The organism is Lonsdalea populi (assembly GCF_015999465.1).
Taxonomy (GTDB): Bacteria; Pseudomonadota; Gammaproteobacteria; order Enterobacterales; family Enterobacteriaceae; genus Lonsdalea; species Lonsdalea populi.
The window spans coordinates 2,278,549-2,301,614 of sequence record NZ_CP065534.1; the positions used below are offsets into that span (position 1 = coordinate 2,278,549).

At 53.2% G+C, this 23,066-nt stretch carries 17 protein-coding genes, 2 tRNA genes and 1 pseudogene; 4 read left to right on the forward strand and 16 right to left on the reverse strand.

Going from position 1 to position 23,066, the window contains the following annotated elements; all coding sequences use genetic code 11:
* Positions 1–8: 8 nt before the first annotated feature.
* From I6N93_RS10015 to mtfA, 3 genes and pseudogenes are all read right to left on the reverse strand, one after another.
* Positions 9–335: pseudogene (locus I6N93_RS10015) on the reverse strand (Arm DNA-binding domain-containing protein); the annotation flags it as partial.
* A gap of 162 nt (positions 336–497) precedes the next feature.
* Positions 498–573: transfer RNA gene (locus tag I6N93_RS10020), tRNA-Asn, on the reverse strand.
* A 107-nt stretch (positions 574–680) separates the two neighbouring features.
* Complete coding sequence (mtfA, locus tag I6N93_RS10025; protein WP_085684824.1) at positions 681–1,475, reverse strand: DgsA anti-repressor MtfA; 795 nt, start codon at positions 1,473–1,475, stop codon at positions 681–683.
* Between the two features lie 94 nt (positions 1,476–1,569).
* On the opposite strand from mtfA, the gene I6N93_RS10030 reads away from it, so the two are divergent.
* A tRNA-Ser gene (locus I6N93_RS10030) sits at positions 1,570–1,659 on the forward strand.
* 330 nt (positions 1,660–1,989) lie between these two features.
* Here I6N93_RS10030 and I6N93_RS17240 read toward each other — a convergent pair.
* From I6N93_RS17240 to gpmA, 7 genes are all read right to left on the reverse strand, one after another.
* Positions 1,990–2,172, reverse strand: coding sequence for a hypothetical protein (locus tag I6N93_RS17240; RefSeq protein ID WP_232099998.1), 183 nt, complete (start codon positions 2,170–2,172; stop codon positions 1,990–1,992).
* An 865-nt stretch (positions 2,173–3,037) separates the two neighbouring features.
* Positions 3,038–4,570 carry an EAL domain-containing protein gene (locus I6N93_RS10040; RefSeq protein WP_158088405.1) on the reverse strand — a complete coding sequence of 511 codons (1,533 nt, stop codon included), beginning with the start codon at positions 4,568–4,570 and terminating at the stop codon, positions 3,038–3,040.
* Between the two features lie 281 nt (positions 4,571–4,851).
* Positions 4,852–5,751: an LpxL/LpxP family Kdo(2)-lipid IV(A) lauroyl/palmitoleoyl acyltransferase gene (gene lpxL, locus I6N93_RS10045; RefSeq protein WP_099017397.1), complete on the reverse strand. Its 900-nt coding sequence runs from the start codon at positions 5,749–5,751 to the stop codon at positions 4,852–4,854.
* 361 nt (positions 5,752–6,112) lie between these two features.
* A complete protein-coding gene (locus I6N93_RS10050) occupies positions 6,113–7,531 on the reverse strand; it encodes a coniferyl aldehyde dehydrogenase (protein ID WP_085684830.1) in 1,419 nt (472 codons plus the stop codon).
* Positions 7,532–7,557: 26 nt separating this feature from the next.
* A complete protein-coding gene (locus I6N93_RS10055) occupies positions 7,558–8,235 on the reverse strand; it encodes a type 1 glutamine amidotransferase domain-containing protein (RefSeq protein ID WP_085684831.1) in 678 nt (225 codons plus the stop codon).
* A gap of 39 nt (positions 8,236–8,274) precedes the next feature.
* Positions 8,275–8,883, reverse strand: a complete 609-nt coding sequence (locus I6N93_RS10060; RefSeq protein ID WP_232100000.1) for a TetR/AcrR family transcriptional regulator — start codon at positions 8,881–8,883, stop codon at positions 8,275–8,277.
* Positions 8,884–9,217: 334 nt separating this feature from the next.
* Positions 9,218–9,937 carry a 2,3-diphosphoglycerate-dependent phosphoglycerate mutase gene (gene gpmA, locus I6N93_RS10065; RefSeq protein WP_085684836.1) on the reverse strand — a complete coding sequence of 240 codons (720 nt, stop codon included), beginning with the start codon at positions 9,935–9,937 and terminating at the stop codon, positions 9,218–9,220.
* A 2,814-nt stretch (positions 9,938–12,751) separates the two neighbouring features.
* Between gpmA and I6N93_RS10070 the strand changes: the two genes are divergently transcribed.
* Positions 12,752–13,138, forward strand: a complete 387-nt coding sequence (locus I6N93_RS10070; RefSeq protein WP_176222510.1) for a helix-turn-helix domain-containing protein — start codon at positions 12,752–12,754, stop codon at positions 13,136–13,138.
* 317 nt (positions 13,139–13,455) lie between these two features.
* Here I6N93_RS10070 and I6N93_RS10075 read toward each other — a convergent pair whose 3' ends face one another.
* The 5 genes from I6N93_RS10075 to I6N93_RS10095 are packed head-to-tail and all read right to left on the reverse strand — an operon-like array spanning position 13,456 to position 18,742.
* Positions 13,456–14,970: an ABC transporter substrate-binding protein gene (locus tag I6N93_RS10075; RefSeq protein ID WP_085684841.1), complete on the reverse strand. Its 1,515-nt coding sequence runs from the start codon at positions 14,968–14,970 to the stop codon at positions 13,456–13,458.
* A complete protein-coding gene (locus I6N93_RS10080; protein ID WP_085684845.1) occupies positions 14,960–15,988 on the reverse strand; it encodes an ABC transporter ATP-binding protein in 1,029 nt (342 codons plus the stop codon). The genes I6N93_RS10075 and I6N93_RS10080 overlap by 11 nt, the downstream gene beginning before the upstream one ends.
* Positions 15,988–16,974, reverse strand: coding sequence for an ABC transporter ATP-binding protein (locus I6N93_RS10085; RefSeq protein WP_085684846.1), 987 nt, complete (start codon positions 16,972–16,974; stop codon positions 15,988–15,990). The genes I6N93_RS10080 and I6N93_RS10085 overlap by 1 nt, the downstream gene beginning before the upstream one ends.
* A complete protein-coding gene (locus I6N93_RS10090; protein ID WP_085684847.1) occupies positions 16,971–17,807 on the reverse strand; it encodes an ABC transporter permease in 837 nt (278 codons plus the stop codon). Before I6N93_RS10090 ends, I6N93_RS10085 begins: the two co-directional genes overlap by 4 nt.
* Positions 17,804–18,742, reverse strand: coding sequence for an ABC transporter permease (locus I6N93_RS10095; protein WP_085684848.1), 939 nt, complete (start codon positions 18,740–18,742; stop codon positions 17,804–17,806). Before I6N93_RS10095 ends, I6N93_RS10090 begins: the two co-directional genes overlap by 4 nt.
* A 528-nt stretch (positions 18,743–19,270) precedes the next feature.
* On the opposite strand from I6N93_RS10095, the gene I6N93_RS10100 reads away from it, so the two are divergent.
* Both I6N93_RS10100 and I6N93_RS10105 read left to right on the forward strand, forming a co-directional pair.
* Positions 19,271–20,026, forward strand: a complete 756-nt coding sequence (locus I6N93_RS10100) for a helix-turn-helix transcriptional regulator (protein ID WP_085684850.1) — start codon at positions 19,271–19,273, stop codon at positions 20,024–20,026.
* A gap of 86 nt (positions 20,027–20,112) precedes the next feature.
* The gene (locus tag I6N93_RS10105; RefSeq protein WP_085684852.1) at positions 20,113–21,009 is read left to right on the forward strand and encodes a proline iminopeptidase-family hydrolase; all 897 of its coding nucleotides are present in this window, start codon (positions 20,113–20,115) and stop codon (positions 21,007–21,009) included.
* 591 nt (positions 21,010–21,600) lie between these two features.
* Here the strand turns inward: I6N93_RS10105 and patD are convergent.
* On the reverse strand, positions 21,601–23,025 hold the full coding sequence (gene patD / locus I6N93_RS10110; protein ID WP_085684854.1) for an aminobutyraldehyde dehydrogenase: 1,425 nt from the start codon (positions 23,023–23,025) through the stop codon (positions 21,601–21,603).
* Between the last annotated feature and the right edge of the window lie 41 nt (positions 23,026–23,066).

The following is a 23,066-nucleotide window of genomic DNA, read 5'->3' on the forward strand; positions in this document are numbered from 1 at the left end:
GCTCCTGTGTTGCTTTTATGCCAGCCCAACGCCATGGTCTTGAAATTCTTTACCGGTGAACGCGCCGCTTTTTCAGCGGCACGCTGTTGCGCCGGGTTGGTATTCTGTGCCAGCAGCTTGCGTATGCCATCGCGCTGTTGCCGGGCATCGGCCAGAGACACATTGGGATAAGCGCCTAAACTGAGGCGGGACTCTTAACCGTCGATACGATATTTGAGATACCAGAGACGTGAACCGCCGGGATTGACAAAAAGGTACAGGCCATGAGAATCGGAAACTTTGAAGGGTTTAGCGGATGATTTTAAGTTGCGGATTTTTGAGTCGTTAAGAGACATTTGGGGGTCACTTCGTCATCGAACCAACTTGCCCCCAAATCTGACCACCACTTTTTCCCGATGCGGAGGGAAAACCAGAAACGCATCGGGAAGGTTTTTCACGCTAACCTGTTGAATCAATGTATAAACAGGGATTCGCAAGGATGCATGAAAACGGGGAAATGGCTCCTCTGACTGGACTCGAACCAGTGACATACGGATTAACAGTCCGCCGTTCTACCGACTGAACTACAGAGGAATCGTGTGAACGGGGCGCATATTATCTGGGTCACTCAGGGCTGTCAACGCCAAAATCGCGTTTATATCCCAACTGCTTAGCCTCTGTTCGATTATGTGTTTTTATGCTCAAGCGTTGCGCGATGATGCGGCTTCGGCGCCTTTTTGCCAGCGCTGTAAACGTTCCAGCGGCAACTGACGGTAAAAGCGCGTGAACACGTTATAGACCACGGGGAAACGTTCGTAGAGCAGTTCGGGCGCGCTAAAGAAGTACTCGGACAGCACGGCGAAACACTCAGCGGGATCGCACGCGGCATAGGGATCCATGCTGGCCCCCTCTTCTCCCACCAGGTCGATCTCCTCCTGCAGCTCGCTCATCGCCCCGTGGAGCGCCTGCTCCCACTGCGCTATTTCCCACAGAGGAAGCAGTGGAACGCCGCTGATTTCACGCCCTCCGCGAAGATCCAACTTATGCGCCACTTCGTGGATCACCAGATTGAATCCCGACAGGTCGAAGGAGTCCTGAATGTCCTGCCAATTAAGTACGACCGGCCCCTGCTCCCAACTTTGCCCAGACTGGATAACTTCACCCGAATGGACAAGGCCGATATCGTCCACCCATTCGTCCGTAACAACAAACGGCGAAGGATAGATGAGGACGTCATAAAAGCTATCAAGCCAATTGATGCCAAGCTCCATCACCGGCAGGCAAAACAGCAGCGCGATACGCTGCTGCATTAACACATCCAGTTCGAGATGCTCCAAGGGCACCAGACGCTTTTGCCGAAGAAATTGTTGCGCAAGGTTGACGAGCCGCTGCCGCTCGCATTCGTCAAGGGGCGCCAATAACGGGATAGATAGCGCAGACTGCCACGCGGTCCCCTCTTCAGGCGAAGGTGGTGAGGTTTTCCATTGCCACTTCATGCATGATTGCTCGCTATGTCGTCACTCAGGTCCAAAGACGGGGATAGGGGCTGTTAAAATGCCTTAAAAACGGGCATCATAGTCGCCCTTCCGTGGAGAGATGCCGGAGCGGCTGAACGGGACGGTCTCGAAAACCGTTGAGGGAGTCATCCCTCCGAGGGTTCAAATCCCTCTCTCTCCGCCATTATTCAAGCAGTTATCCCGACACACTTCTGTGATAAGAATCCCGCTGAGTTAACCTAATGAGAAAATCGGCGCATCATCTCGGGCCTAAAGCCTTCAGCGAAGCTACGCCGGTTAATCCTGTTTATCAAGGCTCAATCACGCGTGACTACCGTGTACGCCAAAGCCGGTACTGGCCCCAGAAGCCCACTTCCGCCGCATGTTCCTGCTCGGTGCCGTCGGCAAGCACACCCACGGTTCGTCTCATGCCCATTGACGCCGCTGCGCACTCGTTACTCACGCTCAGTTTGTGCAAGCCGTTATTCAGATAGGCGGTGACGTACTGATTTTGTCATAACAGCGTAATCTCTTTGCCATCAACCGCGACCACGAACTTACAGAGGCCGCCGCTCCCGCTACCGATAAACTGTTTATTTCGAGTCACGGTGACTTTGGTCTGCCTGACCTGATTATTGGGCGTGATGGTGGTCTGAGCCAATATATTCTGCAGGACCGTGCGGTCTGGATCATCCACTCAATATCACTATAAAAAATAGAAAAATAGACTTTTCGTTATCATTAACCCCATATAAATGGAGAGCAGTTCATTCGCTGCTCTCATTAAAACTTTTTTATTGAAGCTTAGTGCAAGACAGCAACGAGAGGTTATTGCGCTTGAGGTGTTAACGTTGCATTGGCGGCTTTGGGGTGAAGCGTATACATACCGCCGTTGAAAGGATCCACCAGTAAATATCCGCTTAGACCGCCAAATAACAGGTTCCCGCCGATATACCCCCCGTTCGCAGATGATCGAACAGGCAACGTCGCGGCTGATAACTTTCTTTTGTGAACGTAATCAGGTATTTTTTCCACCAAAATAATGTCCGTTAGATTTATCCAGAACTACGTTTTAAGGCGTATTACCGGTGACGACGACTTGCCCGGTTTCATCCTGTATCGAGAATTTTACGCCAGTGGGATGACTATCAACGTTGACCACCTGAGATCGTTCTCCTACGATAGTTGCGCACCCAGAAAGTAATATTGCTGCAGATAAAGTAATGACTACTAATTTTTTCATTTGCGAGTGACTCTTTAACTGGTTTTATATCTAACCTGAGTTTGCTAAATATAAAACCAAATATTTCATAGCGAGTCATCCTAAAGCGTCATTGATATTTATTTATAATGGCGGAGGGAGTGGAAAATAATTATTGCGATTTAAATACAGCCATGAACGTATTTCAGGGAGAAATCAATATTATTATTTACGCAAGTTATCGCCAGTGCATTTCCTTTCAGAGACCGTCAATCCCTCTTATTCCGCCTGACCCGGTTATTGTTTCACTGCACCGACGCTTCGCATTAAATATAGTAACGAATTCATCCAGTCCGCCGCATTATGACAGCAACGCTTTCAGGCGTGTCGCGCTCATTGGCCGGCCAAAGTGCCAACCTTGTCCCACGGCGTCGGTGCAATGTTCTTTTACGTAGGCGGCCTGTGCAGCCGTTTCGATCCCTTCAACGATGACACAGGTATTCAGCATGGCCGTCATCGTGAACAGCAAATCGACCATGCGGGCGTTAACGGAATCGGTGCCAATGGCTTCGGTAAACATTCGGTCAATCTTGATAGCATCAAACGGCAGGCTGGAAAGATATGAAAAGTTGGAGTAACCCGTGCCGAAATCGTCAATGGCAATACGATATCCCTGCGCGCGAAACTCGGATAATCGTTTCGCCAACGTCGTATAATTGGCCGTCGAACGCTCCGTTATCTCAAGTATAATTTGTTTCGGCGTCACGCTGAAATTCGCCACCTGTTCATTCAGGTACGCCTGATAATCGGTATCCAATACGTCGGAGATATCCAGATTGATGCTGAGGTAAAACTCCGGATTATTTAACAGCAGACTTTGCATCTCTGCGATCGATAGGCGGGTAATATGGCGCGTAATCTCGCCAATTATTCCCTGTTTTTCCGCAATAGGGATAAATACATCAGGAGACACGCTCTGACCGTGTTTATCCGTCCAGCGAGCCAGAGCTTCCACGCCGATGATTTTCTCATCATTAAGATAAATGATCGGTTGGTAATTCACGTGAAGCTTTTTATGGCTGACGGCCAGACGCAGCTGTTTCGAGATGGAGCGATTAATATCGAGCAGCAGAAAAAAAACCAGCGTCAGCGAGCCGCCTAATATAGCGCCCAACAATGAGATAGCGGAAATCATATAGGTAGGCATCTGTAGAACGCCGGAGGCGCTTAGCCGTGCATGAATACAGATTTCATACAGTTTACTACACAGGTAGGACTGGCGATATTGGGCGAGCCAGGAGCTTTCATAGCGAGACGGCGTCACGCTTTTGCTGCCGAAAGTCTGGAAAACGTGTTGGTCGTCCGCTGACGTCAATATCGCGCCGTAGCCGCGTAGCGGATAAGAAAAACTGCGGAAGGCATCGGGCGACATAAACACCACCACGTTTTTTCGGCTGGCGATGTCGGTTTGAATTCGGGGATCAATGAGGCCTTTCACGGCGGTCCAAAGCTGGGTACCGTCCGCCTTTTGAACGTCTGTTTCTGGCAGAGCAATCGGCGATGGCAGTACGCCACGCCCGGCGGTACATAATAACTCGCCGTTTTGTATCCGCCCGACATCCATAATATAGCGATACTTATAAACCATGTAGCGAAGCTGAAATAAATCGTCTTCAGAGCAGGGGGAATACTTCAATGCATAGGCTTCGTTAAGTACGGTATTGGATTCAGTGACGACGTCATCGGATCGATTCATGATGGCTGCGGCGTAATCCTGCAATTTCTTTTGATCGTTCTTTGCAATCACCCGCTGACTCAGGAGCAATAAAATCAATATTCCTCCCACAATGCCAGCGACAACCATCGCTAGAATCATTTTATTTATTGATTTCACGTTGACTTCCCCGGCCTTGATAAATTCCAACTCACCGCCCATTAATCGGCATCACTTTGTCTAAGTTTATTGATTTATCTTTGAATCAATCCCGCAAATATCACTGTTGATGTCACGTATTTACAGTAATTTTTCGATTTAACCCTCTCTCTCTTAACGACACATTAACCCTGAGTGATCAAGCGTCATGTCCGGACATCCACCCGTATCGCCGCCGGTAATATTGCCAAAAGATGGCCTAAGCTAAGCGAGGCAGCAGATGCCCGGCGCAGGCCGGACAATTAGTGATACAGCGAGGGCTCGCCCGCCGGGCGAGTTTTGAAGCGGCGATGCAGCCAAAGATATTGGCCCGGCGCCTTCATGATTTCACTTTCAATAGCCCGATTTATGTAGGCCGCGGCGGCCAGACTATCGTCATAAGGATAGTGCTCGAGCGCCGGCGAAATCATCAGCTGATATCCCTGTCCCGCCGGTTTACGGATGACAACAGCCGTCACCAGCCTGGGTTGGGCCAGACGAGCAATGGTGAAGGTGCCGTTCGAGGTCGCCGCCTTCTCTACGCCAAAAAAGGGAACGAACACGCTGCCTTTAGGCCCGTTGTCTTGATCGGGCGCGAACCATACCGTGCCGCCGCGTTTAAGCGTGTGCACCATGCTGATCAGATTTTTGCGGTTTACCAGCACGTTACCCGACCGGGACCGTCCCCACTTCTGCACCCGCTCCAGAATTGGGCTATTGTGCGGACGATACATAACCACCATCGGTTTACAGTGGCCGAGAATACGAAAATGCAACTCCAGCGTCATGAAATGCACGCCGATCACCATGACGCCGTTCTGCTGATCCTGCGTATTGTGCAGGTGCTCCAACCCGACGATATCAATCCAATGTTTTATGCGCTTATCGGGCCAAAACCAGGCCATCCCCGTTTCCAGCAGCGCAATGCCGAGCGACGAAAAATGCTCGGTCAGTTTGGCCTGTTTCTGGTGCTCGTCCATCTCTGGAAAACACAGCTCAAGATTACGCCGGGCAATACCGACCCGTCGCTTCATAAAATGCATAGAACGCCGTCCCAACCAGCCGCCAAGACGCACCAGAATGGGATAAGGCAATTGAACCAACAGATACAACACCGCCAGACCGAACCACAGAGGCCAGTGTCTGGGATGCGCATAACGCATGGATGAGTAGAGTCGCGAGTGAGTCGCCATAGGCGCGTTATCCTTCACTATCAGAAAATGACAGCCTCAATGACTATCTTCAGAGCCAACAGCTTGAGCCGTTTCTGAACAAAACCATTGCATCAACGAACGCTGCTTAGACATTGTGGCGAGACGTTAATTCCGGGCTGAAGGCGTTCGACTGCACATTTCATACAACGGTCATATAATCCCGCGGCGACACAGGGAAACATCGCAGTGAGTCCGGCGCAGTCATGCATGAAGAGTGAAAATAGCGAAACGGCGCGCAGAGAGTGAAACGTGACGGTAGGAAAAAACGGGCCGTGGCGAATCCACAACCCTGGGGAAACGTGTTAAGCGATTAAGGTTTCAGAATAGATTCAATCTCCGCCATTTTCTGCCCATAGGGAGCACGCATACGCAGGTTATATTCCCCGCTGGGGCTTTGCTCCACTACCGCTTTGGCATGACTGAAGCGTCGGAAACCGTGAATGCCGTGGTATGCCCCCATCCCGGACGCGCCCACGCCGCCGAACGGCACGCTTTCAATCGTGGCCTGCGTCATGACGTCGTTCACCACCAACGCGCCGGAGGTCGTGTGTTCGCTGAATTCACGCTGACGCACCGGGTCCTGACCGAAGTAATAGGCCGCCAGCGGACGCGGATGCGCATTGATGTAGGCAACAGCTTCTTCCGGTTTGGTATAGGTTTTCAACGGCAGGATCGGCCCGAAAATTTCTTCCTGCATCACCAACATATCGTCAGTCACGTTCAGCACCACCGTCGGCGACAGCTTGCGCTGCGACAGCGCGACGCCCGCTTCCCCCTCAGCGGAAAGCTCAATAACCGTCGCGCCCTTTTCACGAGCATCGGCCAGCAGCTGCTGCAACCGCTGGAAGTGACGATCGCTGATGATGCCGGTGTAATCAGGGTTCTCCGACAACGTAGGGAACGCTTCGGCGATAAACGCGCGCGCATGTTTGACAAATGCATCGCAGGCAGACTCAGGCAGCAGGACGTAGTCCGGCGACATGCAAATCTGTCCGGCGTTGAACGTCTTGACCGTCATCACGCGCTCGGCGGTCGTCTGGATATCGGCATCGGTATCCACCATCACCGGTGATTTACCGCCAAGTTCCAGCGTTACCGGCACGAGATTTTCCGCCGCCGCACGCATGACGTGGCGGCCCACGCTGGTACTGCCGGTGAAAATCAGATGATCGAACGCCTGAGCGCTAAACGCCTTGCCGACGTCCGCATCGCCCAGCACGGTAGTCACTTCCAGCGGGTCGAAATAGCGCGCCACCAAATCCGCCAGCAGCTCGGCCGTCCGCGGCGTGAGTTCGGAAGGTTTGATCAACGCGCGGTTGCCGGCGGCGAGGACGCCCGCCAGCGGACAAAACGCCAGATTCAGCGGGAAATTCCACGGGCTGATAATACCAACGACCCCAAGCGGCTGATACTGCACCCGCGCATGCATGCCCGGCCCCGGCGCAGGCTGTGCGTCAGGCTGCATCCACTGCGCCAGATTTTCGCGAGCGTACTCCAGCGCGTTCACAGGCCCCAGAATATCCGCCATGGTGGTCTGATAAGAACTTCGGTGACCGTAGTCGGCGCGAACCGCCGCTTCCAATTCCTGATGATGGCGAGTCAGTAACTGGATGGCGCGCTCAATGCGGTCACGGCGCAATTCACTGCTGGCAGGGCCGTCCTGCACGTGCGCACGTTTCATGTTGGCGATGATGGCAGACAAAGAGGCCGCGGTAACTGAAGAACTCATGATTTACTCCGAAATAGAAATGCTGATTAGGCCAGCTGTTTGAGCAGAGTCTGAGCGACCCCTTCTGAACTCGCCGGGTTTTGGCCCGTGATCAGAAGACCGTCGGCGACAATATGGGGCTGCCAGTCGGGGCCTTTTTCGTAGCGCCCGCCCAACTGCGTAAATTCGTCTTCGATCAGGAACGGAACCACTTCCGTCAACTGCACCGCGGCCTCTTCGCTATTCGAGAAACCGGTCACTTTGCGTCCTTTGATCAACGGTTCGCCATCGGCGGCGCGGACATGACGCAGCGCGCCAGGCGCATGGCAGACCAAGCCCTGCGGTTTCCCGGCACGGTCAAAGGCTTCGAGCAGCGAGATGGAATCGGCGCTTTCCGCCAGATCCCACAACGGACCATGGCCGCCGGGATAGAATACCGCGTCAAAATCAGTCACGTTGACCTCAGACAGTTTCCTCGTATGGCTCAGTGCGTTCTGGGCGTCCGCATCCTGCCGGAAACGTTCGGTCGCGGCAGTCTGTGCTTCCGGCGCATCGCTGACCGGGTCCAGCGGGGGCTGTCCCCCCAGCGGCGACACCAACGTGATAGCTGCTCCCGCATCTTTAAATACGTAGTAAGGGGCCGCAAACTCTTCCAACCAGAAACCCGTTTTCTTACCGGTATTGCCAAGGCGGTCATGCGACGTTAAGACCATCAGAATGTTCATACAAGACTCCTAAAAAGAATGATGAAGGCGCACCGATAACTATTCGGCGTCCTTAAGCCCCCCTGCGGGGGGAAGCAATAACTCGGTGGCGGTCAATGCCTGGTGCAACGGCGTTTTGTCCTTTTCCAACTTGAACAATAGGGCAGCCCCCAGCCACAGCTGATACAAGGTTTGCGTAGTGGCCTCCGGCGACAGCGTCAACCGTAACGAACCGTCCGCTTGCCCATCGGCCACCGTCTCGGCGATACGGGCCACCAGACGTGACACGCCATCGCACAATATCAGCCGCATATCTTCAGAGAGATCGGCAACCTCCGCCGCCAGTTTCACTACCAGACAGTGTTCAGCCCAACCGCCCAGTTGGGGATCGTCAATCCACGCGGTCCAGTAACGCATTAACCGCTCGCGACCACTGCCCGCTTCCGCACTAAACAGCGTATCCAAACGTTGATGATATTCGTTGACGTAATCGGCCAGCAGTTCGCAACCGAACTGCTCTTTAGAAGCAAAGTAGTGGTAGAACGACCCCTTAGGCACCTGACAGGTATCCAGAATCGCTTTGAGCCCGACGCCCACAAACCCCTGCCGCAGCACCAATAGGCGACCGGTATCGAGAATTTGCTGACGCGTCTGTTTTGTTTTGTTCATTGAAGTCATAACATCAAGATAACATTAAATAGACCGGTCGTCTAGTGATGGATGGAAATGAGAGGAGCGGATACCGGCGGACAATGCGCCTGCGGCTCTACGCCCCACGCGCTGGGTTTCTGAATGCAGGCGAAGTACAGCACAGGATGGGCGGGCAGCGTCGGGTGCGAGCCGGATGTTGGCAAAGGGCAAGGATCAAATAAGCTTTGGGCTTTGGGCTTTGGGCTTTGGGCTTTGGGCTTTGGGCTTTGGGCAGAGTATCAAGCTCTCGTCTCCCCCATCACAACGGCGGCGCGCTATGACTGCGGTCGCCGTTATGTCTCGAAGAGCGCATTTACCGCTCGATCAGGGCGATATCAGTGCCGAGAAAGCAGGAACGCTGCACCGTCATTTTTTCATCAAATTCGTAAACCAGCGGAATACCAGTGGGGATCTGCGCGCACATGATCTCCCGGTCCGAGAGGTGATTCAACTGCTTGACCAGCGCCCGAATCGAATTGCGATGAGCGATCACCAGCAGGCGTTCGCCCGAGCGGATCCGCGGAGCCAGCGAAGTCTGCCAATAATGCATCACCCGATCGCCGGTCATACGCAGGCTCTCCCCCAGCGGAAACTCGCCCGGAGCCAGATGCGTATAGCGGGAATCGTAGCCGGAAAAGCGATCGTGGATCGACGTGAGCGGCGGCGGCGGAACGTCATAACTTTTTCGCCACTGGTGTACCAAGGCTTTTCCGAGTCGTTCGGCCGTTTCCGCCTTGTTCAGTCCTTGCAGCGCGCCGTAGTGGCGCTCGTTCAGACGCCAGCTTTTCTCCACCGGCAGCCACTGCAGACCCAGCTCATCAAGCGCAATGTGCAGCGAATGCAACGTCCGCTTCAGCACCGAAGTACAGGCCGCATCAAACGTAAAACCTTCCTGTCTGAGCAACTGCGCCGCCAGCCGCGCCTCTTCTCGCCCCTTGTCGGTCAGCGGCACATCGACCCACCCGGTGAATCGATTTTGATCGTTCCACTCGCTTTCACCGTGCCGCAACAGCACCAACTTAAACACAGCCATAATTTTTCCTTAACACCCTTTAACTTTCACATTCATTCGCGACCGATGCCATCGCTTATTGTGTTTGTCGTGGTTAACTCAGCATCGTCCGCATTGTATTTTTCTGGGGCTTTGCGTGAAGGTCTTTAGCCTATCGTCCGCTGGCTCACCAGCCTGACTCAACGACGTTCGTCATCAGATTATCCGGCGTCAACACACCATGCAATTATTGATCCCCCAAACTACAGGCGCTGAACGGGATATTTATGCCGTTCTGATATCACAGTAAAAACAAGCCAAACCGACTAATTAATTCTTTTTATTTAATTAAAATCGCCGTCATCCATCATTTTTAACATATTAAAAACACACCTTACCAAATGCGTTCATTTATTTACCCTTTCCTCGTCCAATTTTTTACATTAATGAGGCTTTCAGCAAATCAATGTTTTTCCTTTGGGTCATTAAATAATATTTAACTTCATTCAAAAAAACGACGACATCCGCCCCATGCAGTTGTTTACACTGTTTTTTACTTCTGGGTCGTCTCTCCGCCGTAAAAGTCATTCTTGAAAATATTGAAATGGAGCAGAAGGAAGTTCTGCCTCAGCAATTCTTTCTCCATCACTCTGACCTGATTTCGGTAATAAAACCATCGTGGTGTTATTGCCAATCCGGAGAGAATTGGCAGAAGAGAAACATTTGTAGCGGTAAGGCCGCTTTCATTAATGGCCTATTAGCGAGGCCTATAAGTAATAAGAAATCGTAACTTAAGCGTAAAACATGACTCGGCGTCCTCATTGGGGCCTCTCTGCTGTCTACCTTACCGAGGGTAATACAAAAAACTTATAATGAAGCCAGAAAAAACACCTGAATAACGTCAACAACCAGATAGTATAGATATAAACTAGCGGGTAAAAATAAGGCCAGGAGAAAACGCATCACCGTAATATGCAAATGAAACCCAGTGTTGATTTACTGCTCATTTTTTCACCACGCATGATCTAAGTTAATTGCTTGCTTTAGAAGCGACCGGAGAGGATCTCATATGGGAAAACCTTCCTGATCGTGAGTGGGTACATCCAACAACGCGTTGAGATAAAAATTCAAAATAATATGTTACCGTTTCAGGCGAGATGCCTTGTTATCTTAATTCCGTTACCTTTGCATAGTTTCAATTCATATCATATATATTTGAAGTAAAATAGCGATCTGCCAACGTGAATTATCCGTAATATTTATACCAACCTGGAATCTGATGCATTTCATTACACAGGATGTATTAGCCTATTTTATTCCCTCTTCAAAAGAATAAAACCCGGGCATCATACAGGGGAAAGAGTCAGCCACAGAAAAAATGTTTAAAAACTAATAAGTAAAACTTCACCGTATAATACCGCGAATATTAAATAAGCAGATATACGGTCCTTCATTTTTAGGCAACGGTATTACATCGCTAAAAAACCAGGAAATTAGTCTGGGTAGTAGAATAGTCATCCACTTATTACGAAAGCATCGAGATTTTGTAGACAACCTTCTAATTTGAGGCTTCATTTCCCCAAAAGATTTTATTTCACGTTTATCCAGCTGATAAAAAATTCTTCTATGATTTCTCACCACGAAGAGATTATTAATAGCTCAATATATTAATTGTTTGATTTTTAATAAGAAGATTTTAAATAAATACAGTCTAAGATTGTCATGAGTTACCCCTGAGCATTAGCTGGAAAAAGCCATTTACTCCCCTCCCCTTTTGCATTTGTTTCTGGCAAAAAAAACGCGCGCTACCCAGGCCGGCGCACGCGTTCAAAGAATAAAAAAACGCCGACAAAAAAAGCGCTGCCGGCGGTCGACAACTGACGGCTCAGGTGACACTCGACGACATCGCGCTGCCGTAACCAGCATCACCGATGAGATAATCCTCCCATACAGGTGCGGATTAAATCATGACGAGCCTAACTATGTTTTAAATAATCGTATTAAAACAAAATTTGATAATAACCATACAATAAAAACGACCAATAATAGACTATGATGATCCAGGGTTCAGGGGAGCCCGGGATATGAGTCACTCATTTCGCGCTTTATTGTTGCTCACGGAGTTGACTAACACTTGATAACAGAACCAATACCAGCGCGGTTCGGTGCGCCGGGACATCATAAAATAAAAAAAAGAAAAGTGATAGATAAATTTTCAATCCTTGAAAAAATATCACCCAATCGAATTTTCCAGACCCTGCCAGCATGGATTAAATAGCATAGAAAACAATGATTAACATCGTGTTAAATTACCCCCATCCAAAATAAAATCTATAAAGATATAATTGTAGCCCGCTAATAGATGGAATTTATGTTTTAACCGGGATTTGTTAATTGCTCAATAATTTACTTTTTTAATACCATCGTTATTATTTAATAGTAGTCACGAACGCGTTATAAATCGGATAAAAACTAAGTTTATATTTTGTTTAGCGTTCGTTTAAATACCATTTGATAACCAGAACAGGGATTAAAAACATGGAGACAACCGTTACATAAATAAAAATAACTCACAGAGGGTTCAACGCGGCAATATCAATAGCACCCTGCTAAATCGTGTCTAAACTTTAATGTCGAAAAGACGCCATTTTTCATCGAAGAAAGGACTTTTTGACTCAGATGTTGAAGTTGTTGAATGCACCGATACCTCAGGTCGCGGATCTCTCGCGAGAGATGCCGTGTGAAGTCCGCCATCTGCGTTTATTGGATTCGCTGAATCCGCGCTAACGCGCCGTTCATCGTCATCAACTGCGCCGCTCTGCCCACCGTCTGCTGGAGAGCGTACTCTTTGGCCATGTGCGCAAGCTGCAACAGGTGATTAGCCGCGCCGCGCGGCGCGTGACGGGGAGGCCGGCGTCATATCCGGCCAAACGAGCGTCCTTCGTCACGATTAGCGAGAAAGACTTGGGGTTGGATACGCCTGAAAAGCTGCAGCATGACGTCGCGGCCAACGAACCGCAGCAGTTGGCCCCGCAAGAACATCTTCAGCAACATTTGCGCACGACGGTCGACGAATTCCAGAAGCAGCTCATCGAGCGTACTCTCCATAACTACCATGGCAATGTCTCGGCGGCGGCCCACGAGCTAGGTATCGCCCCAGGCAACTTGACGCATCTGGCGCACCGGTTAGGCATCGTGACTCAACCCGAAAAATCCCTTCTAACCGGCAATTCCGATCGCTAATCTTACGTTCTATCGCCTCGTTCATTCGGACGGTGACCTCAGCTAAAGGTTTCGTTTAGCCGCCTGCGGCAGCACATATGCAATAAGACCATCATCCAGATGGGTTCCGGAATGTCCTTGATGGATAAACGCATTTTCTGTGCTGAACGGAGCCGTCGCAGCCAATGGACTTCCTGCACACCCCATCGGCACGGCAGAAAGCTCGACATGGCGACAACGGCGAAGACATCGAAAGACAGCGGCATCCCGTCGAAAACGCGGAGACACCGTGCCGCGGTGGGATCACGGCCGGCGGGATACCGGCCATGATGAAGCAGTTACTCTTTGACCGTATCTTCAAGGAAGAAGCGGCCCAACGGGTTCTGATAGAAGCCCTTGATGTTTTTACGGCTGACGTTGCGGTACGGGCTGTAGTACAGATCGATCCAGTTCACGTCGGCTTTCGCCATTTTCTGCAGGTCGATATACATCTGCTCACGCTTTTTAGGATCCACTTCCAAACGTGCCGCGGCGACCAGCGCTTTTACTTTCTCGTTGTGGTAACGGGTCATGTAGTTCATGTTCGCGTCGTGACCCAGCACGAAAGTGGTTTTTTGATCCGGGTCGAGCACATCATTGGTCCAGTACATGACGGAAATATCATAGTCGCCGGATACCAGCATGCCCCAGCTCTGGCTCGGATCCACCTTCTGCAACGTGACGGTCACACCGGCTTTAGCCAACTGCTGCTGCAACAAGATGGCGATTTGTTCGTCCACTTCATCGCCCGCATTCACTACGTAGTTCAGCTTCAGATTAGAAGCGCCCGCCTCTGCCAGCATTTTCTTGGCTTTTTCCACGTCATAAGGACGCTTCAGGTTGTTGGCATAGTGGTAAACCGCGCCGGCCGGGATGTAGGAGTTCGCCACCTGGCCATAGCCGAAGGTCACGGTTTTCACGATGGCATCTTTGTCGATTGCGTAGTCCAGCGCCTGACGCACTTCCACTTTCGACAGCAGGCCGTGTTCGTGGTTGATCAGCAGATGATCTTCACGGGTTGACGGGTCCAGATGGATGGCCAGATTCGGATCTTTTTGCAGGGAGACGATACGCGAGAACGGAACGTTGATCGCCGCATCCAGTTCGCCCGCCTGCACTTTCAGCATACGCGTGTTGTCGTCCGGAATGGTCTGCCACTCGACGCCATCCAGAGAAACCTTGTCCGCACGCCAGTAATGCGGGTTTTTGACCAGCACCACACGGTCGCCGCGCAGCCACTCTTTCACGCTGAATGCGCCGGAGCCGACCGGTTTTTCCGCAAACGCTTCTTCGCCCATCGCTTTCATCGCTTTTTCAGAGATGATGGACGCATTCGGTAAAGCCAGCTGAGACAGGAAAGGAACGGACGGCGCTTTCAGGGTAATGACCAGCGTACGCGGATCCGGTGCTTCCACTTTATCCATCACCATGAACGGGTCGCGCCACAGCGAGTTTTCATTGTCGCGCAGGCGCAGCAGGCTAAATGCGGCGTCGCTGGCCGTCACCGGCGTACCATCGGAGAATACCGTGTCGCGGATTTTCAGCGTGTAAACTTTGCCGTCCGGAGAGATCGTCCAGCTTTCAGCCAGCGCGGGCTCCAGTTTGGTGCCGGTCTTGTCCACCCAGATCAGGCGGTCAAGCACGTTGGAAAACACCCAGTTGTCTTCATTCTGCGTGGTTCTAATCGGGTCGAAACCGGTGCTGTCCTCGCGTCGTCCAATCGTCAGCACGCCTGCCGCTTGCGCCATCTCACTTGCCATACAAGCCGCCAGCAAAAGCCCGGCGGCCGCAACCTTTAAGTATTTACGCTTCATCAAACATTCCCTCATTTAACGGATTAATGGCTTGTTCGCCCTTGTCGTCCAGCACGCAGGCGAAGGTATGACCGACAATGTGTCGGGTCTCTGGCGGCGCGCCATGTTGGCAGCGCGACAACGCATAAGGACACCGCGGGTGAAACGCGCAGCCTTCCGGCAAAGCCAGCGGGCTGGGCGGTTCGCCCGAAAGCGGATGGGCGGGCAGCGGCCGGTCGGGATCGATTTCCGGAATGGCGGTAATCAGCGCTGCGGTGTAAGGATGGCGCGGGTGGGTAAACACCGCCTCGACCGGACCCGACTCCACAATGCGTCCCAGATACATCACGGCGACGCGGTCGCACAGGCGCCGCACTATCGCTAAATCGTGGGCGATGAACAAAATGGCGAGGCCCATTTTATCCCGTAGATCCATCAGCAGGTTGATGATCTGCCCTTGAATAGAGACGTCCAGCGCCGCCACGCACTCGTCGGCGACGATCAGCCGAGGCTCCAATGCCAGCGCCCGGGCAATACCGGCGCGCTGACACTGTCCTCCGCTCAGCGCATCGGGCCGCCGCAGGCCGTGTTCAGGATTCAATCCCACCAGAATTAACAGCTCTCTTACTCGTTCCTGGATCGCGGATTTCGGCACTTTGTGATGCACGCGCAGCACCTCGGCGATGCTGTTGCCAATGGTCTGGCGCGGATTCAGGGAGGAGAAAGGATCTTGGAAGATCATCGCCGTCTGCTGCCGCAATCGGGCGATTTCCTGTTTGCTGCCCGGCGTGATCGGCTCTCCGTCAAAGTACACGCGGCCGCCGATAGTCGGCTCCAGCTGGAGCAGCGCTCGCCCCAAGGTGCTTTTGCCGCTGCCGGACTCGCCGACCAAACCGAGCACTTCCCCGGCCTGAATGTGTAAGCTGACGCCGTTAACCGCGTGCAGACTCCGTTTATTAAAGAGAAAGCCGCCGACCGGGAAACTGACCTGCAGATTGTCCGCTGCCAGCAGCGGCGCCGTAGATTCAACCGGACTCACTATAGACTCTCCTCGTGGTTCAGCGTGGCGAACGGGTGGTGGCAGGCGGCGCCGTGCGCGTGATTCTGCATTTCACTGTACATATCGGGTCGAACCGCTTTGCAAATCTCCGTAGCGTAACCACAGCGGGGATGGAATCGACAGCCGCTGGGGAAATGTTCCGCCACCGGCGGCTGACCGTTGATGGTCGCCATCTGCCCGCTGCCGCCCGCGCTGACCGGCTGGCAGTCAATCAGTCCCTGCGTGTAAGGATGCAGGGCATCGCCCAGCACCTCGCGTTTGCCGCCCAGCTCGCACAGGCGTCCGGCATACATCACCGCGATGCGGTCACAGGTCTGCGCCACCACGCCCAGGTCGTGCGTAATCAGGATAATCGCCACGCCGAGCCGGTCGCGCAGATCGCTCAGCAGCCGCAGAATTTGCATTTGCACCGTGACGTCCAACGCCGTCGTCGGCTCGTCGGCAATCAGGATTTTAGGCTCGGACGCCAGCGCCACGGCGATCATCGCCCGCTGACGCATCCCGCCGGAGAATTCATGAGGATAGTTGTGGATCCGCCGTTCGGGATCGGGAATCCCTACCTGCCGCAGCAGCTCCACCGCGTGCGCTTTCGCCTGACGGCGGCTGGCGCCGAAGTGCAGACGCCGGCTTTCGGCGATCTGCGCGCCGACGGTCATGACCGGATTCAGATGACTGGTCGGATTCTGGAAAATCATGCCGATCTCCCGGCCGCGCACGGCGGAAAGCGCCCGCTCCGACAGCGCGAGGATATCGCGCCCGTTAAGATTGATTTCGCCTGAGACCACGCGCAGCGCTTCTCCGGGGAGCAGCCGCATCATCGCGCGGCAGGTCACGGTCTTGCCGGAACCGCTCTCGCCCACCAGTCCGAGGATTTCGCCCTCGCGCAGCTCAAGTGAGACATCATCTACCAGCGCAGTTCCTTGCTGGTTAACGACCGTCAGATGTGATAACGCCAGTAACGTCACGGCCGTTCTCCCAATAGATCGCCCAACCCGTCCGCCAGCAGGCTAAAGCCCATCGCCAGCAGCACAATCGCCAGCCCCGGGAACGTGGTAATCCACCAGGCTGTGGTAATAAAACTTTGCCCTTCGGCCACCATCACGCCCCACTCCGCCGTAGGCGGCTGTACGCCCAATCCCAAATAACTGATCGCGGCGCCATTGAGCAGCACCAGCACACAGTCGGACATGGCGAACACCACAGAGCCGGTCAGCGCGTTGGGCAGCAGATGGACGAAGAGAATACGCGGGTGGCTAAAACCCAGACTGCGCACCGCCAGCATGAAATCCCGGTGCTTCAACGACAGCACCTGTGCTCGCACCAGACGGGCGTAGGTTACCCAGCCCACCATCGCCATTGCGATATAAAAGCTGGCTAATCCCGGCCCTAAGACCGCGATAATCGACAGCATCAGCACCAAAAACGGAAACGCCAGAATGATGTCGATGCAACGCATCAGCAGCGTATCCACGATGCCGCCGACATAACCGGACAGCGCACCAATCGAGGTGCCGCTCATAAAGGGAAAGATAACGCCCAGCAGGCAGATCTGCAGGTCAACGCGCGCGCCCCAGATGACGCGGGAGAAAATGTCGCGGCCGAAGTTATCGGTGCCGAACAGATGGCTGAGGCTTGGCGGCAACAAGCTGGCGGAGGGGTCCTGCGCAATCGGATCGAACGGTGCGACCCACGGCGCGAACACGGCCAACAGCGTCCATAGCCCGACTATCGTCAGACCGCCGCTCAACGCCAGGCGGCGAGGAAACGCCAGCCACCCCATAACAGGTGTCTGACTCATAGCGTGATCCTCGGGTCCAGCGCCATCGTGAGCAGGTCGGCGACCAGGTTAACCGTCACGGTTCCCAGCGCAAAGACCAGCACGACGCCCTGCACCACCATGTAATCCCGGCTGAAAATCGCCTTGATTAATAACTGTCCCATCCCGGGGATGGCGAATACGCTTTCAATCACCACGGTGCTGCCAATCAGCCAGCCGATATTGACCGCCAGCAGGTTGATGGTCGGCACCAGCGAGTTCGGCAGAATATGCCGCCAGAAAATACGCGACTCCGGTTGTCCCCGCGCGCGCGCGGCCGTCACATAATCGCTTTTCATTTCCATCAGCAGGCTGGCGCGCAAATTGCGGGTCAGCACCGCAGACAGCGCCAGCGCCACCGTCAGACACGGCAACACCATGTGATGCAGGCGATCCAGCACATCGCGGCCATAGCCGGATACGGGGAACCAGCCCAGTTCGATGCTGAACAACAAGATCATCATGATGCCGAGCCAGAATGCGGGGAATCCCAGACCAGCGGTGGAGAAAAGTCGAATAACCTGATCGGCGAGTTTGCCGCGCCGCCGTGCCGCCCAGGACGCTAACGGGATGGTCAGCAAGAGTGCTAAAACCACGCTGCCGGCAATCAGCCAAATCGTCGGCTCAATACGCGAACCGATGACTTTCAGGGTATCAACTTTATAAACGATGGATTTTCCCAGCTCGCCGTGAAACAGATTACGGAGAAAATAGAAGTACTGTAACCACACCGGCTGATCGAGCCCGTACTGTTCACGCACCCGCGCCAGCGCGCCTGGGGTAGCCCGCACGCCGAGAAGAATTCGGGCCGGGTCGCCGGGGATCGCACGCACCATCGTAAAAGTGATGATGCTGATGCCGAAAAGCACCGGCAACAGTTGTAGTGGCCGAAATAATATAAACCGATAACGATGCATACTAATTCCCTGTGTTTATGCTGGCGTATCTATTAATGACACCGTTTTATGAACGGTTTGGCACAAATGGGTTGGGCCAGAAATTAAGCATCACGCTGCGTGACCGGGATGATGAAAAACCGGCCGCAATAAACGCGATTCGTTAGGGAGCATACCAAGTCGTTTTTATTCAATAACATCTCGCCAGATGAAGACTCTGGTCGGTAAAAGGCATAATTTTCGAATAGGCGTGTCGTCCTATCCGAAAATGGCTATTCACATCAATAGTATGCCTTTTCTGTCTTTATATTTCACCCAACATAAGAATCACTAATGAAATAAAAACACCCTAAATCACAGCAAGCCCTGTCAGACGGGAATCTTACCAATCATACCGGTAGTGAATAGTTAGCAAAAATGCTAGTTTTGCCTTGGCAAAAATGCTAGGTTACGCCTGTTTATTGACCGGGTTGAGGCCGAACATGCGCTCTGGCATCGGTACCGACCATCGTCCTCTTTTTAACGGGCTACATTTTGCGGAGGGTAATCATGGATAAGACGACTCAGCTTACCTCGTTGACACGTTCAGCAACTTCACTGGACGATGCTTTTGATCACATGTTCGCGCAAACGTTACACCTGGGATTTGACCGGGTGATTTATGATTACGCTCCGGTCCCCCGGACAATGGAAGGGAAACTCATCAACCCTTCTCTGCTGCGTGTAAATAACGTACCGGAAGACATGCCACTGCAGTGGTTCGAAAACGGTTTCTTTCAGATGGATGTCGTACAACATCACGCTTTGGAAACCTGCGCGCCATTTGTGTGGTCATACCAACGTCCGGAACGGACGCCGCTTCGCTCACGCATCGGCGAAGAGCATCAGTGCGTTACGCACTACATGCGTGAAAACGGAATGCCATGCGGCGCGACCGTCCCCTTACACCTGCCTCGCGGAGGCTTCGCCACCGTGACGGCCATTCTCAACAGCACTCACGAAGAACAGGATATCAGCAGCACATTATCCGATCTGACCTTTATTGCTCACCGTTTTCAGGAATCGGCATTCCCCCTGTTCAGCGAAGATCTGATGACCTGCCAGTACGTTCAACTGACCAAGCGCGAGCGCGAGTGTCTGGCGTGGTCTGCGGAAGGTCTAACGGCGAAAGAGATAGCCCGTAAACTGCACCGCTCGGTAGCGACCGTGACACTGCATCTGAACAACGCCACCAAGAAGCTGGGGGCGAATAATCGGGTGCAGGCCGTCGTTCGCGCTATGCACTATCATCTTCTCGATAGCTAAAACTATCTATTTTACTAGCTTTCCGCTTTCGCTGACGCGCCTTACTCTTAAGCCAGACTTAACAGATATAAGAGTGACCGTCATTTATGAACACTGTCAGCGAAGGTTTTGCCCCTTTTCTCCAGTATCAAACCTGGTATCGAATCAGCGGTGATTTACATAATGGTATGACACCGTTGATCGTTGTCCACGGCGGTCCCGGCTGCACGCACGATTACGTTGATTCATTTAAAGATATCGCCAACACAGGGCGCCCTGTCGTTCATTACGATCAACTAGGCAATGGACGTTCGACGCGCCTAAGGGAAAAACCTGCCGATTTCTGGCAAATCTCGTTGTTCCTTGATGAGCTGGATAACCTGTTAAAACATCTTAACATTCAGGACAACTACGCGTTGCTGGGTCAGTCCTGGGGCGGCATTCTGATTTCGGAACACGCCGTAAGATGTCCGGCCGGTTTGAAAGCTATCGTTATCGCCAATTCTCCGGCATCCATCCCATTATGGCTAAAGGCCGCCGCGAAACTGCGCGCTGAATTGCCAGAAGCGGTTCAAGCCGCCCTGCTGGAGCATGAAGAAGCGGGAACGGTAAATAGCGAAGCTTATCGTGAAGCATCCCAGGTGTTCTATCAGAGTCACGTCTGCCGCCTGGACCCGTGGCCAGCTGAGGTGAAACGCACCTTTGATTCTATCGATGAAGACCCTACCGTTTATCACGCTATGAATGGACCGACAGAGTTCCATGTTATCGGTAGCCTGAAAAATTGGAGCATTATCGATCGCGTTAAGGCTATCAGTGTCCCCACCCTTTTGATTTCGGGCCGGTACGACGAAGCATCCCCAGAAACGATCCAACCTTTTGCAGACGGCATCGCTGATGTTGAGTGGGTTATTTTTGAGCACTCAAGCCATATGCCTCACGTCGAAGAGCGCGAAGAGTGCATGAAAACCGTGAGTAGTTTTTTGCAGAGAAAGATTAGATAACATAAGAAGAAAGACCAACACCAGGGAAGGCGACATTTTAGTCGCCATTGTAAAACGCGCCGGCGAAAACGGCCGGCGCGTTTCTTTTTTAGAGCGCGATTAAAGCGCCGGGCTTTCCCCTTCAGCCCAGAGGTAAACCGCCTGTTGCCTTAGCTCGTCAGTTAGGGCAAGAGATCGGTTCCTCATTTACTTCTCGCAAGACCGCCAGGGAATGGCGCGAGCTTGTTTATGTTCTCATTCCTGTTTTTCCTCTCATCCGCCCGGTTTATTTTTACTCTGCGACTGTCGCCAAGACGCTGTGGTTTCCGCGTATCTCGCGAATATCCACAAGGAGCCGCACTCCTCCTACCTTGTCCCAATCGGCTCGTGACGGACTGGCCCGCGCCCCAGGCCGGAACAACCAGAGCCGCACGCGATATCCGCTCCGATTGGGCATTCAGACACGCGTCACGTTCAGGACTACGCTCCTGAAACGGCCTGGCGGCTTTGGCGGCGATACCGGAAAGCGACGCCAAAAACGCACGGCATTAATCTGGATAATATCTTAACAAGCATCGGTGGGCGTCCTCGGCTGAGGCGCCCGTCCTTCCGTCAGTGTTTAATCATGATGTGACGTACAATCGTATAATCCTCCAACCCGTACATCGACATATCTTTGCCGTAACCGGACTGTTTCTGGCCTCCATGCGGCATTTCGCTGACCAACATGAAATGCGTATTCACCCAGGTGCAACCGTATTGCAGTCGCGCGCTCAGACGATGCGCCCGGCCCAGATCCTGCGTCCAGACTGAGGAGGCCAGCCCATAGGCCGAACTATTGGCCCACGCCAGCACCTCGGCTTCGTCGTCGAACGCCGTCACGCTGACCACCGGCCCGAACACCTCTTTCTGCACGATTTCGTCATCTTGCAACGCTCCGGCCAGCAGCGTCGGCTGGAAATAGTAGCCTGCCCCCTCGACCTTGGCACCGCCAGTGATCACCGAAATATGCGGCAGCGCCTTCGCCCGTTCGACGAACCCGGCGACACGGTCGCGATGTGCAGCGGTGATCAGCGGACCCAATTCGGTAGTTTCATCCTCTGGTGAGCCTATTTTGAGTGAAGCAATAGCCTCGCCCAGAGCCGCCACCAATCGATCGTAAATGCCCTTCTGGGCATAGACGCGACAGGCGGCGGTACAGTCCTGCCCGGCGTTGTAGAAGCCGAAGTTGCGGATCGCCTCGACCGCCGCCGGGATATCCGCGTCGTCGAAAACGATGACCGGCGCTTTTCCGCCTAGTTCCATATGCGTGCGTTTAACCGCAGACGACGTGTGGCGAATGATGTGCTGTCCGGTCGGAATCGAGCCGGTCAATGACACCATACGCACCTTGTCATGGCCGGTCAGGACGTCGCCGACGGTAGGCCCGTCGCCGAACACCACGTTCAACACCCCCTCGGGCAAAACGCTCACCGCCAGTTCGGCCAGTTTCAGCGTCGTCAGCGGCGTCTGCTCAGAGGGTTTAATGACGACGCAGTTGCCTGCCGCCAGCGCCGGGCCCAGCTTCCAGGCCGCCATCATCAGCGGATAGTTCCAGGGCGCGATAGAGGCGATGACGCCCAGCGGATCGCGGCGGATCATCGACGTGTGCTCTTCCAGATACTCCCCGCTGACCATTCCGTTCATACAGCGGCACGCGCCCGCAAAGAAACGGAAGACATCCGCGACCGCAGGGATCTCGTCGTTCAGCACGGCATGATACGGCTTGCCGCAGTTGAGCGACTCCAGACGCGAGAACGCCTCGGCGTTTTGTTCAATACCGTCCGCGAGCTGCAACAGGTATTCCGCACGCGTTTTAGGCGTGGTCTGCCCCCAGGATGCAAAAGCCCGATCGGCGCTGTCCACCGCCAGCGCGACCTGTGCCGGAGAGGCCTGGGCAATGTGCGCGATTTCCTCGCCGGTTGCCGGATTATAGACAGGCAGCGTACTACCTTCGCCGGCGACTAAACGTCCGTTGATCACCATTTTTGTCTGCATTATTTTGTCCTCAGTCAGGGTTTCGCGTCACAGCACGCACG

Bases quoted from the DNA above. Each gene is read 5' to 3' on its own strand.
- mtfA (WP_085684824.1), bottom strand. From the start codon at position 1,475: ATGAAGTGGCAATGGAAAACCTCACCACCTTCGCCTGAAGAGGGGACC.
- lpxL (WP_099017397.1), bottom strand. From the start codon at position 5,751: ATGCGTTATGCGCATCCCAGACACTGGCCTCTGTGGTTCGGTCTGGCG.
- I6N93_RS10050 (WP_085684830.1), bottom strand. From the start codon at position 7,531: ATGAGTTCTTCAGTTACCGCGGCCTCTTTGTCTGCCATCATCGCCAAC.
- I6N93_RS10055 (WP_085684831.1), bottom strand. From the start codon at position 8,235: ATGAACATTCTGATGGTCTTAACGTCGCATGACCGCCTTGGCAATACC.
- I6N93_RS10060 (WP_232100000.1), bottom strand. From the start codon at position 8,883: ATGAACAAAACAAAACAGACGCGTCAGCAAATTCTCGATACCGGTCGC.
- gpmA (WP_085684836.1), bottom strand. From the start codon at position 9,937: ATGGCTGTGTTTAAGTTGGTGCTGTTGCGGCACGGTGAAAGCGAGTGG.
- I6N93_RS10075 (WP_085684841.1), bottom strand. From the start codon at position 14,970: ATGAAGCGTAAATACTTAAAGGTTGCGGCCGCCGGGCTTTTGCTGGCG.
- I6N93_RS10090 (WP_085684847.1), bottom strand. From the start codon at position 17,807: ATGAGTCAGACACCTGTTATGGGGTGGCTGGCGTTTCCTCGCCGCCTG.
- I6N93_RS10095 (WP_085684848.1), bottom strand. From the start codon at position 18,742: ATGCATCGTTATCGGTTTATATTATTTCGGCCACTACAACTGTTGCCG.
- I6N93_RS10100 (WP_085684850.1), top strand. From the start codon at position 19,271: ATGGATAAGACGACTCAGCTTACCTCGTTGACACGTTCAGCAACTTCA.
- I6N93_RS10105 (WP_085684852.1), top strand. From the start codon at position 20,113: ATGAACACTGTCAGCGAAGGTTTTGCCCCTTTTCTCCAGTATCAAACC.
- patD (WP_085684854.1), bottom strand. From the start codon at position 23,025: ATGCAGACAAAAATGGTGATCAACGGACGTTTAGTCGCCGGCGAAGGT.